This is a genomic window from Actinopolymorpha sp. B9G3 (assembly GCF_040120725.1).
In the GTDB taxonomy this organism is placed as follows: Bacteria; Actinomycetota; Actinomycetes; order Propionibacteriales; family Actinopolymorphaceae; genus Thermasporomyces.
Genome location: NZ_JBEEAB010000015.1, coordinates 124103 through 140996 on the forward strand (window position 1 = coordinate 124103; position 16894 = coordinate 140996).

General features: G+C 70.1%; 17 protein-coding genes. 12 read left to right on the plus strand and 5 right to left on the minus strand.

The annotated features are described in order from the left end of the window. Window positions 1-22: 22 nt before the first annotated feature. The 4 genes from ABNF93_RS23980 to ABNF93_RS23995 all read left to right on the plus strand — a co-directional run bounded on the left by ABNF93_RS23980 (window position 23) and on the right by ABNF93_RS23995 (window position 4895). Window positions 23-2623: an alpha-mannosidase gene (locus ABNF93_RS23980; protein WP_349330407.1), complete on the plus strand. Its 2601-nt coding sequence runs from the start codon at window positions 23-25 to the stop codon at window positions 2621-2623. Between the two features lie 169 nt (window positions 2624-2792). Continuing rightward, window positions 2793-3401 (plus strand): D-sedoheptulose-7-phosphate isomerase, encoded by a 609-nt coding sequence (locus ABNF93_RS23985; RefSeq protein WP_349330408.1) that lies wholly within the window; start codon window positions 2793-2795, stop codon window positions 3399-3401. Window positions 3402-3445: 44 nt separating this feature from the next. Then, the gene (locus ABNF93_RS23990) at window positions 3446-3913 is read left to right on the plus strand and encodes a hypothetical protein (protein ID WP_349330409.1); all 468 of its coding nucleotides are present in this window, start codon (window positions 3446-3448) and stop codon (window positions 3911-3913) included. Window position 3914: 1 nt separating this feature from the next. Continuing rightward, window positions 3915-4895 (plus strand): aldo/keto reductase, encoded by a 981-nt coding sequence (locus ABNF93_RS23995; RefSeq protein WP_349330410.1) that lies wholly within the window; start codon window positions 3915-3917, stop codon window positions 4893-4895. On the opposite strand, the gene ABNF93_RS24000 is transcribed toward ABNF93_RS23995, so the two are convergent. Continuing rightward, the gene (locus tag ABNF93_RS24000; protein WP_349330411.1) at window positions 4882-5640 is read right to left on the minus strand and encodes an alpha/beta fold hydrolase; all 759 of its coding nucleotides are present in this window, start codon (window positions 5638-5640) and stop codon (window positions 4882-4884) included. The genes ABNF93_RS23995 and ABNF93_RS24000 overlap by 14 nt on opposite strands. A 105-nt stretch (window positions 5641-5745) precedes the next feature. Here ABNF93_RS24000 and ABNF93_RS24005 point away from each other — a divergent pair, with 105 nt between their 5' ends. Further along, window positions 5746-6804, plus strand: coding sequence for a helix-turn-helix transcriptional regulator (locus ABNF93_RS24005; protein WP_349330412.1), 1059 nt, complete (start codon window positions 5746-5748; stop codon window positions 6802-6804). Between the two features lie 9 nt (window positions 6805-6813). Here the strand turns inward: ABNF93_RS24005 and ABNF93_RS24010 are convergent, their stop codons facing one another. After that, complete coding sequence (locus tag ABNF93_RS24010; protein WP_349330413.1) at window positions 6814-7239, minus strand: Ig-like domain-containing protein; 426 nt, start codon at window positions 7237-7239, stop codon at window positions 6814-6816. Window positions 7240-7479: 240 nt separating this feature from the next. Between ABNF93_RS24010 and ABNF93_RS24015 the strand changes: the two genes are divergently transcribed. Next, window positions 7480-8484 carry a malate dehydrogenase gene (locus tag ABNF93_RS24015; RefSeq protein WP_349330414.1) on the plus strand — a complete coding sequence of 335 codons (1005 nt, stop codon included), beginning with the start codon at window positions 7480-7482 and terminating at the stop codon, window positions 8482-8484. A gap of 145 nt (window positions 8485-8629) precedes the next feature. Here the strand turns inward: ABNF93_RS24015 and ABNF93_RS24020 are convergent, their stop codons facing one another. Continuing rightward, on the minus strand, window positions 8630-8851 hold the full coding sequence (locus ABNF93_RS24020; RefSeq protein WP_349330415.1) for a zinc finger domain-containing protein: 222 nt from the start codon (window positions 8849-8851) through the stop codon (window positions 8630-8632). Window positions 8852-9104: 253 nt separating this feature from the next. On the opposite strand from ABNF93_RS24020, the gene ABNF93_RS24025 reads away from it, so the two are divergent. The 6 genes from ABNF93_RS24025 to pheA all read left to right on the plus strand — a co-directional run bounded on the left by ABNF93_RS24025 (window position 9105) and on the right by pheA (window position 15130). Beyond that, window positions 9105-9371: a GntR family transcriptional regulator gene (locus ABNF93_RS24025; RefSeq protein ID WP_349330416.1), complete on the plus strand. Its 267-nt coding sequence runs from the start codon at window positions 9105-9107 to the stop codon at window positions 9369-9371. A gap of 124 nt (window positions 9372-9495) precedes the next feature. Next, window positions 9496-10083 (plus strand): NUDIX hydrolase, encoded by a 588-nt coding sequence (locus ABNF93_RS24030; RefSeq protein WP_349330417.1) that lies wholly within the window; start codon window positions 9496-9498, stop codon window positions 10081-10083. A gap of 545 nt (window positions 10084-10628) precedes the next feature. Continuing rightward, entirely contained in the window at window positions 10629-11789 is a 1161-nt protein-coding gene (locus ABNF93_RS24035) for an anhydro-N-acetylmuramic acid kinase (protein WP_349330418.1), read from the plus strand. A gap of 19 nt (window positions 11790-11808) precedes the next feature. Beyond that, complete coding sequence (gene gnd, locus ABNF93_RS24040) at window positions 11809-13323, plus strand: NADP-dependent phosphogluconate dehydrogenase (RefSeq protein WP_349330419.1); 1515 nt, start codon at window positions 11809-11811, stop codon at window positions 13321-13323. Window positions 13324-13367: 44 nt separating this feature from the next. After that, entirely contained in the window at window positions 13368-13811 is a 444-nt protein-coding gene (locus tag ABNF93_RS24045) for an RpiB/LacA/LacB family sugar-phosphate isomerase (protein ID WP_349330420.1), read from the plus strand. A 383-nt stretch (window positions 13812-14194) separates the two neighbouring features. After that, window positions 14195-15130: a prephenate dehydratase gene (gene pheA, locus ABNF93_RS24050; protein ID WP_349330421.1), complete on the plus strand. Its 936-nt coding sequence runs from the start codon at window positions 14195-14197 to the stop codon at window positions 15128-15130. A gap of 221 nt (window positions 15131-15351) precedes the next feature. Here pheA and ABNF93_RS24055 read toward each other — a convergent pair whose 3' ends face one another. Next, window positions 15352-16368, minus strand: coding sequence for a PKD domain-containing protein (locus tag ABNF93_RS24055; RefSeq protein WP_349330422.1), 1017 nt, complete (start codon window positions 16366-16368; stop codon window positions 15352-15354). Then, a complete protein-coding gene (locus ABNF93_RS24060; protein WP_349330423.1) occupies window positions 16338-16877 on the minus strand; it encodes a hypothetical protein in 540 nt (179 codons plus the stop codon). The genes ABNF93_RS24055 and ABNF93_RS24060 overlap by 31 nt, the downstream gene beginning before the upstream one ends. Between the last annotated feature and the right edge of the window lie 17 nt (window positions 16878-16894).

The window sequence follows — 16894 nt, forward strand, 5'->3', positions numbered from 1 at the left end:
CATGAAGGAGGAGTGCCAGTCCATGCCGAGGCCCGCCGCCGCACCGCACCGGATCCTGCACATGATCGGCAACGCCCACATCGATCCCGTGTGGCTCTGGCAGTGGCCCGAGGGCTTCGCCGAGGCGCGCGCGACGTTCGCCTCGGCGATCGACCGGATGGCCGAGCATCCCCGCTTCGTCTTCACCTGCGACCAGGTTGCCCTGCTCGCCTGGGTCGAGGAGAGCGATCCCACCCTTTTCGAGGCGATCCGCAAGCGCGTCGCCGAAGGCCGCTGGGTCAACGTCGGCGGCTGGTGGGTGGAGCCCGACTGCAACCTGCCGACCGGCGAGTCGTTCGTACGACAAGGGCTCTACGGTCAGCGTTACCTGCGGGAGAAGTTCGGCGTCGCAGCAACCGTCGGCCTCAACGCCGACCCGTTCGGCCACCACGCCAACCTTCCGCAGATCCTGCGCCAACAGGGCATGGAGGCCTACTGCTTCCTCCGCCCGGGACCGCATGAGGCGGAGCTGCCGGGTAACCCGTTCTGGTGGGAGTCGCCGGACGGGTCGCGGGTTCTGGCGTACCGCATCCCCCACGAATACTGCAGTCCCCGCGCCGACATCGCCTACCACACGGACAAGGCGATCGCACAACTGCCGCCCGGACTCACCACGGCGATGGTGTTCTACGGCGTCGGCAACCATGGCGGCGGGCCGACCAAGGCCAACCTCGCCAGCATCCGCCGGCTCGACGAGCTCGGTGCGTATGGCGAACTGCGCCTGTCCAGCCCGCCCGCCTACGTCGAGGATGTCAAGAACTCCGGTGCCGAGATCCCGACCTGGCGCGGCGACCTTCAGCACCACGCGGCCGGCTGCTACGCCGCGCACTCGGGCATCAAGGCGTGGGTACGCAGTGCCGAGCACGCCCTGATGACGGCCGAGAAGTGGGCGACCGTCGCGGCTCACGTCGCCGGCACGCGTTACCCCCACGAGGAACTCACGCACGCCTGGAAGCAGGTGCTGTTCAACCAGTTCCACGACATCCTGCCCGGCACGTCGATCGAGCCGGCGTACGACGATGCCCGCGACCAACTCGGCGAGGCCCGCTCGATCGCCCGGCGTACTGTCAACCTCGCCTTGCAGACGATCGCGCGCGACGTGGACATCCCCTTCGGGGAGGGCGACCAGCCGGTCATGGTCTTCAACCCGCACCCGTGGGCGGTGCGTACGTACGTCGAGTGTGAGTTCGGCCTGAGCGGTGAACGCGGGCGCGTCGAGGACGCGGAGGGTCGTCCGGTGCCGGTGCAGTACGCCCAGGCGCTCGCCACCACGTCCAACCCCCGCCGACTGGTCTTCCCTGTCGACCTGCCGCCGCTCGGGTACCGCCTCTACCGGATCTGCCCCGGCGACGCTCCGACCAGCGCCGCCGGTCCCAGTGCCGCCAGCCCCAGTGCCGCCAGTCCCAGCGATCCGGGCTCGCAGACCGTCGTGGAAAACGCGCACCTTCGCGTCGAGGTCGACCCGACCACCGGCTGGCTGCGCAGCCTCGTCGACAAGAGCACCGGGCGTGACCTGGCCCACGGCGTCAACCGCCCGCACACCGTCGTCACCGACGACCCGACCGACACCTGGGGACACCGCGTCGTGTCCTACGCCAAGCCGGGCACGCCGTTCACCGCTCGGTCGGTACGCCTCGTCGAGCACGGCCCGGTCCGCTCGATCGTGCGGATCGAGAGCACGTACGGCGCCTCCACTCTTGTCGAGGAGCTGGTCCTCGCAGCGGACGCCCGACATCTCGAGGTTCGCGTCACCCTTGACTGGCACGAACGCCTGAAGCTCCTCAAGCTGCGCTTTCCCACCGCGCTGCGCCGGCCGACCGCGACCTACGAGATCCCGTACGGCCATCTCGAACGCCCCGCCGACGGCGCCGAGGAACCCGGGCAGACGTGGGTCGACGTCACCGGTGAGCTGCCGGACGGCTCCCGCGCCGGGCTGACGGTGATCAACGACGCGAAGTCCGCGTACGACGTGAGCACGTCCGCCGGCGCGGTCCCCGATACGTCCGGCGCGGTCCCCGATACGTCCGGCGCGGTCCCCGATACGTCCGACGCAGCCGAGGGCACCGGCGACATCGGCATCACCGCGGCCCGCAGCCCGGTGTACGCCTGGCACGAGCCGCGGGAGCTCGACGCCGACCAGCTCGGCCCGGCCAGTCCGTACAGCTTCCAGGACCAGGGTCGCCAACAGTTCCGGTACCTGCTGGTGCCGCATGCCGGTGACTGGGGGGCGGCCGGCGTTGTTCGGCTCGCCGCCGAACTGGCGCAGCGTCCGGTCGCGATGTACGAGTCGTTCCACGCCGGCACGCGCCCGCCGACGGCGTCGTTCGTGGCGGTGTCCGACGGTCCGGTGGTCCCCACCGTGGTCAAGCGTGCCGAGGAGGGCGGCGGCCACGTCGTGGTGCGGGCGTACGAGTCGACCGGGGTGGCGGGAACGATGCGGCTGGACCTGCCCTTCCTCGGGCGTACGGTCGAGGCGGATTTCGGGCCGCACGAGATCAGGACCTTCCTCGTCCCCACGGCCGCGGGCGAGCCGGTCGTCGCGGCCAACCTGCTCGAGGACCCGAGCGAGCCGAGTGGGCCGTGACCGACACGATGACCGAGACCGAGACCGAGACGAGCTGAACCGATCAAACTGTCCAGTTATGGGCGGGGCGATCCGTTTGGACGTGGACGCGGAGGTAGGTCGGGTCCCTGCGCGATAGCCTCCAGAAGCCGGGCACCACTGCCCGCAGAAACGTTGTGGAAGGTGCGAGATGCGTGATCTGCTTGCCCGGCAGGTTGCTGACCATCTGGAGACCGCTCGAGCTGTCGAAGCTCTGCTTCCCTCGGTCGAGGACGTCGGCCGGCAGCTGTGCCAGGCGTTCGAGAGTGGTAACCGGGCATACACGTTCGGCAATGGTGGCAGTGCGGCCGACGCACAGCATCTTGTCGCCGAACTCATCGGTCGCTACCGCCGTGAGCGTCGGCCACTGCCCGCTGTCGCGCTGACGGTCGATCCCTCGGTGGTCACCTGCATCGGCAACGACTACACGTTCGACGAGGTGTTCGCCCGCCAGGTGACGGCGCTGGCCGGTCCCGGGGACGTGGTCGTCGGATTCACCACCAGCGGTCGCTCGGTCAACGTCGTCAAGGGCCTGGAGGCGGCGCGGACCGCCGGTGCGACGACGGTCCTGTTCGCGGCGGGTGACGGTGGTGAAGCAGTCCAGTACGCGGACCTGGCGCTGCTGGCTACGTCCATGACGACGGCGCGTACGCAGGAGATGCACCTGTTCCTGCTGCATCTGGTGAGCGAGTGGGTCGATGCCTGGGCTGCCGGCGAGGTGGACGAGGACGGCAACTACCTGGCGGCCGACGTCGGCTGACGTGCTCGGGCGGACCGCGCCCGTGGAACTCCGGAGGTCGACCCGTGGTGACGATCGTGTTGACCTGCCTCGCTGTCGTCATGTTCGGCGTACTCGCCCTTCTCGGCCGGTCGGCCGGGTGGCGTCGCCGGGCGGGAGGCGTGAGCTGGTGGCTGCGGATCGTCGCCCTCGGCTACGTCGTGGTCATGACGGTCGTGGCAGGGCTGGCGCTCATGGGCGGGACGGTCGACCTCGGCGTCGGTGTGGTCGGTACGGCCGTCGTCCTGGGCACGCCGGTCGTCGTGACTGTTCTTGCCGTGGCGACGTCCCTTCTTCCCACGGCGCTTCACGTGCCGGTGCTGTGGACGATCGCCGTCCTGGCGCTGGCCGGCGTCGTCATCACCGGGCTGAGCGTCGGGCTGTTCTACTCACCGGCGGCGCTGTGCCTGCTGGCGGCGGCGTTCGCCGCTGGCCAGGCCACGCCGGTTCGGGGTGGTCGTTCGCCTGAGCCGTCGTACGACCATGATGGGTGACATGCGGACAACCACTCTTGGCGCAGACGGCGTACCAGTCGGTTGGATCGGCCTCGGCTGCATGGGCATGTCCTGGGCGTACGACGAGGCGGGTCGCGACGATGCGACCTCCCTCGACGTCATCCACCGGGCCATCGACCTCGGCGTCACGCTGATCGACACCGCCGACGTCTACGGCCCCTACTCGAACGAACAGCTGGTCGGCCGAGGGCTGGCTGGTCGCCGCGACGAGGTCGTGCTCGCCACGAAGGTGGGGTTGCTCACCGACGGCGCCCGCGCGATGCACCGCAACGGCCGGCCGGAGTACGTCAGGGGCGCCATCGACGGCAGCCTCGCCCGGCTCGGTGTCGACCACGTGGACCTCTACCAGCTCCACCGGATCGACCCGGCCGTACCGCTCGCCGAAACCTGGGGCGCGATGGCCGAGGTCGTCGCGGCGGGCAAGGCGCGGGCGATCGGACTGTCCGAGGTCGACGTCGACGACATCAAACAGGCGCAGGCGATCAACCCGGTGGCGAGTGTGCAGTCCGAGCTGTCGTTGTGGACGCGGGGCCAGCTCGCCGATGTCGTGCCGTACTGCGAGGAGCAGGGCATCGCGTTCCTGCCGTTCTCGCCGCTGGGGCGAGGGTTCCTCACTGGTGCGATCGCCTCGGCGGAGGATCTGCCGGAGGGCGACATGCGGCGCCAGATGCCGCGCTTCCAGGCCGACGCGGCAGAGGCCAACCAGGCGATCGTCGCGGGTGTCCGTGCGGTCGCCGAACGCGTCGGTGCCACGCCGGCGCAGGTGGCGCTGGCCTGGGTTGTCGCGCAGGGCCGCTATGTCGTGCCGATCCCGGGGACCAAGCGGCTGCGCTACCTCGAGGACAACGCCGGGGCCGGCGACCTCGAGCTGCCGGCCGACGCGCTGGCGGAGCTCGACGGTCTCCCGGAGCCGGTGGGCGACCGGTACGGCACCTCGCTTCCTGGGGTTACCGGCCGCTGAGGTCGTCGAGGATGCGCGCGAGCTGCTCCGGTTCGGAGAACATCGGCCAGTGACCGGTCGGCAGTTCGGCGTACGACCAGTCCTGGTCGGCGGTGAAGGCGGCGAAGAACGGATGCTTCGCCGCGATCATGGCCCGCACCTGTTCCAGCGGGAACAGGCAGGTGATGAGGGTGTGGGGGATCGCGTTCCGGCGCTTGTCGTCGACCAGGTGGAGCGGTTGCGCGTTGGCGCCGAGTGGTTGGGCAGTGGCGCGGGCCGCGATCCGCGCCCACGCGGCCTCGTCGAGTCCGCCGCCGGTGCCGTCCGCCTCGACCGCTGCCCAGGTCGGAAGCGGCTCGCGCCAACCGTCGTCGGGGTCCGCTCCCATCCGCGCGAGGATGGCGTCTCGTCCCTCGGGCCCGAGCGTGTCCAGCTGTGACGACCCGTCCGGTAGCGGGCCACTGTCGACGTAGACCACCCGCGCCAGCCGGTCGGGCACCTTGTCGGCCGCGCCGGTCACCGGGAACCCGCCGTAGCTGTGCCCGACCAGGATCACGTCGTGCAGGTTTTCGTACTCCATCGTGTGGACGACATCGCTGATGTGCGTGTCCAGGTCGACCGTGGACGACGCCAGATGCACCCGGTCGCCGACCCCGGTCAGCGTGACGGGATGGGCGTCGTGGCCGGCGGCGCGCAGGTGGCGGGTCACGTCGGCCCAGGCCCAGCCGCCGAGCCAGTTGCCGGCAACGAGGACGTATGTAGCCATGTCGGGCTTCCCTTCCGGTTTGTCGCCCCTTGGCGGACGGTCTGTACGTACCGTAGGAGTTAATCCGGACCGACTCCGCCCGCATTGCACGGCATTCTTGTCTCCGTGTCCACGATCGAGAGCCAGCACCCGACGACCCGGATCCTCGCCCTGCTCGAACTACTCCAGGCCCACCACCGGCTGACCGGGGTCGACCTGGCCGAGCGGCTGGGCGTGGATCCGCGAACGGTCCGGCGGTACGCCACCCGGCTCGCCGACCTCGGGATCCCGGTGGAGGCCGATCGCGGGAGGTACGGCGGCTACCGGCTGCGACCTGGCTACAAGCTGCCGCCGCTGATGTTCACCGACGACGAGGCGACCGCGGTGGTGCTCGGGCTGCTCGCGGCGCGGGCGGCCGGTGTCGCGACCACGACCAGCGCCGTCGCCACCGAGAGCGCGCTGGCGAAGATCACCAGGGTGCTGCCCGACGCGCTGCGGGACCAGATCACCGCGGTGCCCGACACACTGGGATTCGGGCTCACACCGCGCCCCGGTCACGCCCCGCCGACGGCTGTCGTGTTGCGGCTCGCCACCGCCGCGCACCAGCGACACCGGGTGCGGATGTCGTACGCATCGAGAGCCGGCGAACGCAGCGTCCGCGACCTCGACCCCTACGGCCTGGTTGTTCAGGGTGGCCGGTGGTACGTCACGGGCCACGATCACCGGCGGGGCGAGATCCGTACCTTCCGGGTCGATCGGATCGCGGACGTCGAGGTCCGCGCCGAGGGATTTACGCCGCCGGCCGACTTCGACGCCGTCGACCATGTCCACCGGTCGCTGGCGCGGGTGCCCTGGACCCACGAGGTGGAGGTGGTCGTGCGGGCACCGCTCGCGGAGGTCCGCCGCCGACTCCCGCCGTCGATGGCCACCCTCACCGAACTGGCGGGCGGGCCCGATGTGGCCCGACCTGGTGTGGGTGGTGACGCTCCAGTGGACGACTCCGGCGCGGCTGGTGGCGTGGTCGTGACGCTCCGGGCGGAGCGGCTGGATGGCGTGGCCCAGATGCTGGCCGGGCTCGGCTGGCCGTTCGTGATCAGGCGGCCGGCGGAACTACGGGACGCGGTCCGGGCCCTGGCGGGCTCCCTCCACACGTATGCAGGGGATACGCCTCATGAGCCCGAGTAGCCTCCCCGGTCAGGCGTTCCGGCGGCGACGGCTGCGATAGGCGGGCACCGCGACGAGCAGGACACCTGCCACCCCCATCGAGGCCAGGAAGCCGTAGCCGAACATCTCGGCCAGCCTTCCGCTTTTCCGGGCGGGCACTGCTGCCGGCCGCTCACTGGCCATCGACCTGATGCCCGCGAGTACGTACGTCGGCTCGGGATGCGGGTTGCTTCGGACCTTGTGCGTGACCACGACCGTGAAGGAATCCGAAACCGAGGGGGCGCAGCCGTCACCGTGGTAGCTCGCCGTGAAGGTGTGTTCGCCCGCTGCTGGGCCGGCCCTCTGCTGGGCGGCCTGGCGCTCCGGCGGCTCGATGGTGCCGGGCGCCTCTGGCGTTCCAGCGAGAAGGAACAACGGAGCCAAGCCAATGGCGACGACATTGAAGAGCTGCTTCATTTCCGCGCCCTGATTCTGATGATCGGCGAGAGATCCCGCCACGGCACATTGGGTGGCGCAGACTTCGTTTCCGGCCAAGACGCAGGAGTTTGGCTGTCGCACCCGAAGTGTGGCCTTACCGGAAAGGTCTCGCCGGAAACCTGGGCCTCACCGTCGCGGGTCGTGACCATCAGGTGCGTCGCCGCGCGGCCGGGAGGGCCCTCGCGCTCGTGCCAGGACGTGCCGGCTAGTCTCACGGACATGTCCGATGCTTCTGTCGTACGCCCTGTGCACGTGACCATCAGCGGAGCGGCCGGCAACGTCGCCTACCCGCTGCTCTTCCGGATCGCCTCCGGCGAGGTCTTCGGGCCACGGACTCCGGTGGTGCTGCGCCTGCTCGAGATCGAGCCGGCCATGCCCGCGCTCGAGGGCGTGGCGATGGAACTCGAGGACTCGGCGTTCCCACTGCTGCACGACATCGTGGCGACGGCGGACCGGGACACGGCGTTCGACGGTACGTCGTGGGCGTTGCTGGTCGGCGCGATGCCGCGCAAGCAGGGCATGGAGCGCGGCGACCTGCTCGGCGCCAACGCCGGCATCTTCGGACCGATCGGGACCGCGCTGGCGTCACAGGCCGCCGACGACGTACGCATCCTCGTCGTCGGCAACCCCTGCAACACCAACTGTCTGATCGCGCGTGCGCACGCGCCGGAGATCCCCGACGACCGGTGGTTCGCGATGACCCGGCTGGACGAGAACCGCGCGAAGGCGCAGCTCGCGAAGAAGGCCGGCGTGCGGATCGCGGACGTCAGCAACGTCACGATCTGGGGCAACCACTCGGCGACGCAGTACCCCGACGCGTTCAACGCCCGGATCGGCGGCCGCCCAGCGCACGAGGTGATCGACGACCACGCCTGGCTGCGTGGGGAGTTCATCGAGACGGTCCAGAAGCGTGGTGCGGCGATCATCGCGGCACGGGGTGCGTCCTCGGCCGCGTCGGCGGCGAACGCGATCGTCCACTCGGTGCAGGCCCTGCACGGCGGTACGCCGGCCGGCGACTGGACGTCGATGGCCGTGCTGAGTCGTGGAGAGTACGGCGTACCGGAAGGGTTGTCGTTCAGCTTCCCGGTCACGTCCGACGGCACGAAGTGGCGGGTCGTCGAGGGCCTGACACACGACGCGGAGGCCCAGGAGCGGCTGCGCGTGACGACCGAGGAGTTGGAGCAGGAGCGCTCTCTCGTCGCCGACTGGCTCCCCAAGCCCTGACGTCTCGACGGAGCCGATGGTCTCCGCTGGGCTTCCGCCCGCCACCCGAGTTGTTGGAGGTTTTCCGGCTTCTATGCCGAAAGACCTCCAACAACTCGGGCCAGACCGTCGAGCCGCTTGAGCATGCTCCTCGGCTGGCGCGGGCTCAGTCGAACCTCCGTCGCGTGAGGTGTTGCAGGTCGAGGTGGTCGAGCACGTGGCCGCCCGGTGTCCGGCACCACTCGCCGACGCCTGCCGCGCAGGTCGGACATACGCGGGACAGGACGCGGCTGGTCGTCTCCAGGTCGAGGTCGGTGTAGCCCTGCTCGCCTAGCTCACCGTTCCAGATCCAGTCCAGTCGTCCCGAGTCGATCGGTTCGCGGGTCATCGGACCACCGCCGTCAGCAGCAGGCCGAGCGTCACGCACACCAGCCACAGGCAGATTCGCCAGCCCACTCGTATCGCCTCCCCGTATCGAAGGAACGCGGGCGGCCCGCCTCCAGGTCGCCCGCCCTCCTGCCGAGGATTCGAACTGTAACGCCTTCAGTAGTCGTACGTCTAGACCAGTAGCGACCGGTAGCGCTCATGGTCGCTCGGTAGCGCATGGGAGTACGACAGGGCGCGATACGTAGGTTCATCGAATGGATCCTGACGCCACCATCGATCACGGCGCACCGCTCACGCCGTATAAGCAGCTGGCCGGGATCATCGTCGCGAGGATCGATCGCGGTGACTGGACTCCGGGCCGAGCGATCCCGGCGGAGGAGCGACTCGCCTCGGAGTACGGTGTGGCGCGGACCACCGTGCACAGAGCTATTCGCATGCTCGTCGCTGACGGAGTTCTTTTCGTCGTTCCGGGCCGCGGCACCTATGTCGCCGAGGAAGACGGCGGTCCAGAGGCGACCTGAGGGAGTCGGCGGCGGCTGGGTGAGCTCCGCGGTGGTGGACGACGTCCGGCTTCTCCGCGGGCGTATTTCCGAAGCTCTGCTACCGCAGGTATGGACGGACACGCGGGGACGTAGAGGGGGCGTCATGACGCAGGGATCAACTGGTCGCCACCCGGAACTCCTGGATGTCCTCGCCCGGCACCGGCCTGCCGCAACGCATCGCGAGGTGTGGGGCGCCGGGACGCTTCCGTTGGAGTTCTCGGCGTATCTCACGACGGCGCGGGTGCCTGACGAGCTCGTGACGTCCGTACGCTGCATCGTCACCGCCCCCGGCGGCATCGTCGTCTGCGAGAACCGCCGGGAACAGCACGTCCTGCCCGGCGGTCGACTCGAGTCGGGCGAGACCATGACCGAGGCCGTCGTCCGCGAGATCGCGGAAGAGACCGCCTGGCAGCTCGATCCGCAGACGCTCACTTACCTAGGCTTCGTCCACCTCGCCCACCTCGGCCCGCGCCCGGACGGCTATGCGTACCCCTATCCCGACGGCGTCCAGCTGATCTTCGGTGGCACCGCCCGCAGCCGATCGGTCGGCGTCGACGCCGCCTGGACCGACACGGAGGGGTGGGAGCTCGCCAGCCGGGTCGTCCCACCGGCGGAGCTCGACGAGAGCGTCCTGTCGCCGATCCAGATCCCGTTCCTCCGCCGGCATCTCGACGGCCAGCGCAGGCCATAACTGCCTACGCTACGTACGTCTGCCAGCCACGCATGGTGAGCATCGAGGCGTACGCACGACAGGGGTGGGAGCAGACCTCTACCACTACCGCCGAACCAGGGCCTCGCCCGGTTGGCGTTCATGGGGGCTCGCCCGGTTGGATGGCCCGCATGGATGGCATCGCGCCAGGGAACGCGCCTCGTCCCCGTCCGGGCCTGCCCGCATCATCCGGGACACCGCCGTGGCCCGAGCCTGGTCCAGGGTCCCCGCCGTGGCCCGAGCCCGAGCCTGGGCAGACGCCATGGCCCGAGCCCGAGCCTGGGCAGACGCCGTGGCCGGAGCCTGGGCAGACGCCGTGGCCAGCGCCCGCCCCCACGCCCGGGCCCGAGCCAGCCGCCCCCACCCGACGACCTGGGCAGGAGCCGACGCCACCACCTGGAGCCGAGCCTCCTCCCGGGCCTCCGCCGTGGCCCGAACCCGAGCCCACCCCACAACCCACGCCAACGCCCTCGCCCACACCCACGCCGAAGCCCGCCCCTGGGCCTCCACCGGAGTCCGCGAGCCGGGTGATCGGCCTCATGTCCGGCACGTCGTACGACGGGATCGACGTCGCGGTGGCGGACCTGAGTGTCAACGGCGAGGAGGTCGTTCTCACGCCACTCGGTGCGTTGGAGCACCCGCACACCGCCGAGACGCGGGAGCTCATCGACCGCGTACTCCCTCCCGCCAAGGTGACCCTCGACGACGTCTGCCGGCTGGACACGCTGCTCGGCCAGACGTTCGCCGCCGCCGCCGCACGGGGGATCGACGAGCTGGCCGGTGGACACGCCGATCTGGTGGTCTCCCACGGCCAGACCGTCTTCCACTGGATCGAGAACGGCGCCGCCAAGGGCACGCTCCAGCTCGGCCAGCCGGCCTGGATCGCCGAACGCACCGGCGCACCCGTCGTGTCCGACCTCCGCGCCCGCGACATCGCGAAAGGCGGCCAGGGCGCACCCCTGGTGAGCATCCTCGACGTCCTCCTGATGCCGCCCGGTACGGCACCCAAGGCCGCGCTGAACCTGGGCGGCATCGCCAACATGACTGTCGTACGACCGGACGGCGGCGTCCTCGCCTACGACATCGGCCCGGCCAACGCGCTCATGGACCTGGTGGCGCGGCGGCACTTCAACCAGCCGTACGACCTGGGCGGCCGGCACGCCGCCAGCGGTCAGGTGGTCGTGGAGCTGCTCGGTGCCCTGCTCGAGGAGCCGTACTACGGGAGACCGGCGCCGAAGTCGACCGGCAAGGAACTGTTCCACGGCGGCTACCTCGACGCGAAGCTGTCGGCGTTCCCCGACGTCTCCCCACCCGACCTCATGACGACGCTGGCGGAGCTCACGGCGATCGTGGTTGCCGAGGAGTGCGAGGAACACGGCGTGGGCGAGTTGCTCGTGTCCGGTGGCGGCGTACGCAACACGTGGTTGATGCGGCGCATCGGCATCCTGGCCGATCCCGGCATGTCCTTACGCCCGATCGACGACCTCGGGCTGCCCGCCGATGCGAAGGAGGCGTACGCGTTCGCGTTGCTCGGATTCCTTACGTCGAAGGGGATTCCGGCGACGGTGCCGGCGTGTACGGGTGCGAGCGCTCCTTCGATCCTCGGCAGCATCACTCCGGGTACAGACCCGATCACTCTCGACCAGCGGCCCGGTGTCGCGCCGACCCGACTACGCATCCAGGCCTAGAAGGCGAGAGGATCGTGGCATGACGGAGACGACGGAGACGACGACCGAGTCCCCCGAGGTGGCGAGCAGCGGCGGCGAGGCGGCCGCCTCGCAGGGGGATCAGCTGGCCGACATCGCGGTCACCGGGCTCGCCACGATGGGCCGTAACCTCGCGCGCAACCTGGCACGTCACGGCCACGCCGTTGCCGTTCACAACCGGACGAAGACGCGCACGGACACGCTGGTCGCGGAGTACGGCGACGAGGGGCGGTTCGTTCCGGCCGCCTCCCTCGACGAGTTGGTGGCCTCCCTGAAGCGGCCGCGCACGGTGATCGTCATGGTGCAGGCCGGCGCCGGCACCGACGATGTGATCGACCAGCTCGCCGACCTTCTCGAGCCCGGCGACATCGTGGTCGACGGCGGCAACGCGCACTTCATCGACACCAGGCGGCGCGAGTCCGCGCTGCGGGAACGCGGCCTGCACTTCGTCGGCACCGGCATCTCCGGCGGCGAGGAAGGCGCGCTCAACGGCCCGAGCATCATGCCGGGTGGCACACCCGAGTCCTACGAAACGCTCGGCCCGATCCTCGAGTCCATCGCGGCCAACGTCGACGGCACACCGTGCTGCGTCCACGTCGGCCCCGACGGTGCCGGGCACTTCGTCAAGATGGTCCACAACGGCATCGAGTACGCCGACATGCAGCTCATCGCCGAGGCCTACGACCTGCTGCGTACCGTCCTCGACCGGTCGCCTCAGGAGCTGGCCGAGGTGTTCCGGAGCTGGAACGAAGGCGACCTCGAGTCGTTCCTCATCGAGATCACCGCCGAGGTCCTCGCCACGTCCGACCCGCGCACCGGCGGACCCCTGGTCGACGCGATCCTCGACGAGGCCGAGCAGAAGGGCACCGGTCGCTGGACCGTGCAGATCGCCCTCGACCTCGGCACGCCCGTGTCGGGCATCGCCGAAGCGGTCTTCGCGCGGTCGCTGTCCGCCCACGCCGAGCAGCGGGCAGCCGCCCGGGAGGCGCTTGCGCCACCGCCCGCGCGGAAGCCGACCAACCGCAAGCCGGAAAGCTTCATCGACGACGTACGCCGCGCGTTGTACGCCTCCAAGGTCGTCGCCTACGCGCAGGGCTTCGACATGATCCGGGCGGGATCGCAGACCTACGACTGGGAGATCGACCTCGGCGACATGGCCACGATCTGGCGCGGCGGCTGCATCATCCGGGCGCGGTTCCTCGACCGGATCCGCGAGGCGTACGGAAAGAACCCGAACCTGCCGTCGCTGCTGGTCGACCCGTACTTCGCGAAGACGGTCAGCGACGGGCAGGAGTCCTGGCGCCGGGTGGTGTCGGTCGCGGCGACCGCGGGGGTCCCGGTGCCGGGCTTCAGCGCCGCGCTGGCCTACTACGACGGCCTGCGACGTGACCGGCTGCCGGCGGCGTTGGTGCAGGGGCTGCGGGACCTGTTCGGCGCCCATACGTACCGTCGGGTCGACGCGGACGGCACCTTCCACCTCGACTGGTCCGGGAACAAGACCGAGTCCGAGGCCTGACGAGCGGCCCTGCTGATTCCGGCGTCCGGGGTAGCGTCGTACACATGCGAATCTCGGTGTCGTCCGACATGTCCGCAGGTGTTGCGGTCCGCCTCGCCGACGAGCTGCGCCGCCGCGGCCACCAGGTCGTCGCGCACGGGGCGCTGAACCCCGACGAACGCGATGACTGGGCGTGGGCCAGCGAGGCGGCGGCGCGTGACGTGGCCGAGGGGCGGGCCGACCAGGCGGTCGTGTGCTGCTGGACCGGTACCGGTGCGTCGATCGCGGCGAACAAGGTGCCGCGCGTGCGGGCCGCCTTGTGTGCCGACGCCTACACCGCCGACGGCGCTCGGCGCTGGAACGACGCCAACGTCCTGGCGCTGAGTCTGCGGGTCGTGTCCGAACCGCTGCTGGGCGAGATCCTCGACGCGTGGTTCGCGGGAAGCGCGAGCGAGGACGCCGACAACCGGGCCAACGTCACCCACGTCGACGAGATCGCCGCTCGCTGAACGACGGCGTTTCCCTTTCGGCGGCGCTGGGCGAGCCTGGCCGGCCGCGCCCGGCCCGGGCCCGCGCGGCTGTTCTTTTGGGATGAGGGGCACCTTCTGGCAATCGGCGTCTGGGTGCGGGGCGCCATCGCGCAACGGGCGTTCGGGTGAGGGGCGCCTTGATCCAATCGGCGTTGCGATGAGGGGCGCCTTGATCCAATAGGTTCGTGTGAGGGGTCCCTCGTGAGACCGGCGTGAGGATTCCGGGCGCGCTAGGGACGCTTTGGTGCGTACGCCTGAGCTGATCAGGCGCCTGTGAGCCAGGCCAATCGTGTGGCGACACGACGAGGTACGAGGGCGGGTCGATGCGGGCGCGGCTCGCGGCTGGCTCTACGCTCGACAGCGTGACCGGAACCCCATCGCCGCGCTACGCCTACCTCGGGCCCGAGGGCACCTTCACCGAGGCCGCCCTGCGGACCCTGCCGGAGATCGCGCGGGTGGATCCCATCCCCCTCGCCACCGTGCCCGCCGCGCTTGACGCCGTACGCAACGGAGAGGCAGAAGGGGCCGTCGTCCCCATCGAGAACTCCGTCGAGGGCGCGGTGTCGGTCACCCTCGACACCCTCGCCGGCGGTCACCTCGTGATCACCCGCGAGATCCTGCTGCCCGTGTCGTTCGCTCTGCTCGCCCGCCCTGGCACGCAGCTCGCCGACTGCAAGCGGATCACGACGCACCCGCACTCCGCGGCCCAGTGCCGCAGGTGGCTGGCGGCGCACCTGCCGCAGGCCGAGGTGATGCTCGCGTCGTCCAATGCCGTCGCGGCTGCCGCCGTCGCCGAACCGGGCTCGGAGTTCGACGCCGCGATCGCGTCGCCGATCGCCGCCGAGCACTATCCGCTGGTGGTGCTCGCCGAGGAGATCGAGGATGTGCGGGACGCCGTGACCCGGTTCGTTCTCGTCGCTCGGCCCGGCCCGCTACCGTCGCCCACCGGGTCGGACAAGACGTCCATGGTGGCGTTCATCCGCGACGACCACCCGGGCGCGTTGCTGGAGATTCTGGAGGAGTTCGCCGTACGCGGGGTGAACCTGACCCGGATCGAGTCCCGGCCGACCGGCGACGGCCTCGGGCGCTACTGCTTCTCGATCGACTGCGAGGGGCACGTTGCCGAAGCGCGGGTCGGAGAGGCGTTGATGGGATTGCGTCGGGTGTGCGCCGATGTTCGCTTCCTCGGGTCCTATCCTCGCGCCGACGGCGCTCGACCCAACCTGCGGGTGGGAACGACCGACGCCGACTTCGAGAGCGCGGCTTCATGGCTCGCCCAACTCAAGGAAGGCCGGTAACCCCGAACCACACAACCGCCGCCGCGGACACGGCGAGGAAAGGTGGCCCGGTCACCTGGGGGCGCGCAGGCGATGCGCAAATGACCACGCTGAGCAGGCGTGTGGTATCCGAGCTAGGCATCGACGCCCCGCCGGATACCAAAGACCTGCTCAGCGTGGTCATTCGCCGTCAGGCTCGGCGGGCTCGTCAGGCTCGGCGGGCCGGGTGAGGCGGGTCGGGATCAGTTCTTGCGGAGCACGGCCCGCGACTCGACCACTGTGAGGTCGACGGACGGGCTGTCCTGCGCCTGGATCGGGTTGGCGATCGTCTGCCAGCCGTCCCCGCCGAACTGCCAGTCGACCTGGTAGTGCACAGTCACCGACACCTGGTAGGTCCCCGTCGTGTCGTACGTGTGCAGGACGGTCCCGTCCGGGTACGGCGCGCCCGGCGTCGACGTGGTCCGGGACTCACCACCGCCGAAGTGCCATTCGTAGGACTCCGGTGTCGCTCTGACCTGGACCGTGAACGGGCCGACGGGAAGGTTGAATGGATCGATGGCACCGCGGGTGGTGTAGAAGTTGGTCGGCAGGTTGATCAGCGTGCGCCCGCCCGGCGGGTTCAGCTCGGTCCGGCCGCCCGGCAGCCCGAACTCCACGATTGCGTCGATGACCTGCTGCTCGGTCGGCCGGGCAGGCTCCTGGTCCGGCATACAGACCGGCGGCGGTTGCAGCTGCCACGGACCCTGCGGGACCCAGGCGCTTCCGTTCCACATCTCCTGGCGTACGTAGTGGTTGTAACGCACCGGGTCGTCACCTGGACATGGTGCGAGAACACCGCAACCGACGCCGACCTCGTCGCAGGGATTGCGGTAGTCGTGGGCCGTCTTCGTCTGACCCGGGGTCGGTTCGGGAGCCGGCTCGCCGCCGGGTTCCGGGTCGGGATCGGGGTCGGGCGTGGGGATCCCGATCTGGCACTGTCCGGTCACCGGGTCGCGGCCGTTCTCGCAGACCTCGGCGGCGGCTGGGCCGGTGACGAGACCGCTCAGCACGAGGACCAGAGCCGTGAGGAGGCCGGTCGCCAGCGCACCCGCCCGGACCGAGTGGGTCCCGTGTGATCGGGACGCTTGTGAGCGGGAACCCAGCGTGCGAGACCGCCGCAACCGGGACCCGCGAGCGCGCGCGAGCGAGGTGAACCCGAAGCTGAAGGCTGTGAACGAGGTGCGGTCACCTAGCCCTGGGTGATCTGCGCGACGGTCCACGAGTCCCCTCTTTTCTCCAGTTCGAACGTCAGGAACAACCGTCTGGCCTTCTGTGGCTCCGGCTTGGCGCCGGCGCGTGGCACGAGGTCGAAAGCGCTGAGGCTGCTCTCGGCCTGGACGACCGGGCGGTCGCCCTCCGACACGAGGGCGATCTTGTCGATCTTCTGCTCGAAGCCGTCGTAGCGGCCGCCGGCCTTGTCGAGCTTGGTGATGACGTCGGCCGTCCCCTGGCAGCTCGTACAGTCAGGGCTCGCGGCGGCCAGGAGCGGATCGGGATCGAGGGTGGCGAAGGCGCGGTTGAAGACGTCGTTGTAGTGACGGACCGCTTCGATCTCGGCGCCCTTGGACGTGGCGTCGGCCGATGGTGCGGGTGAGGACGGAGTAGAGGTCGCCTTCGGCGTCTTCTCGGACGTCGACGAGCCGGGAGTGATCGGGGTGTTCGCGCAGCCGGTCAGCGGCGCGCTCGCCACCACCAGAATCAACGCTCCCAGCACGATCCGCCGTACCACGCGTCATCTCCCTCGTC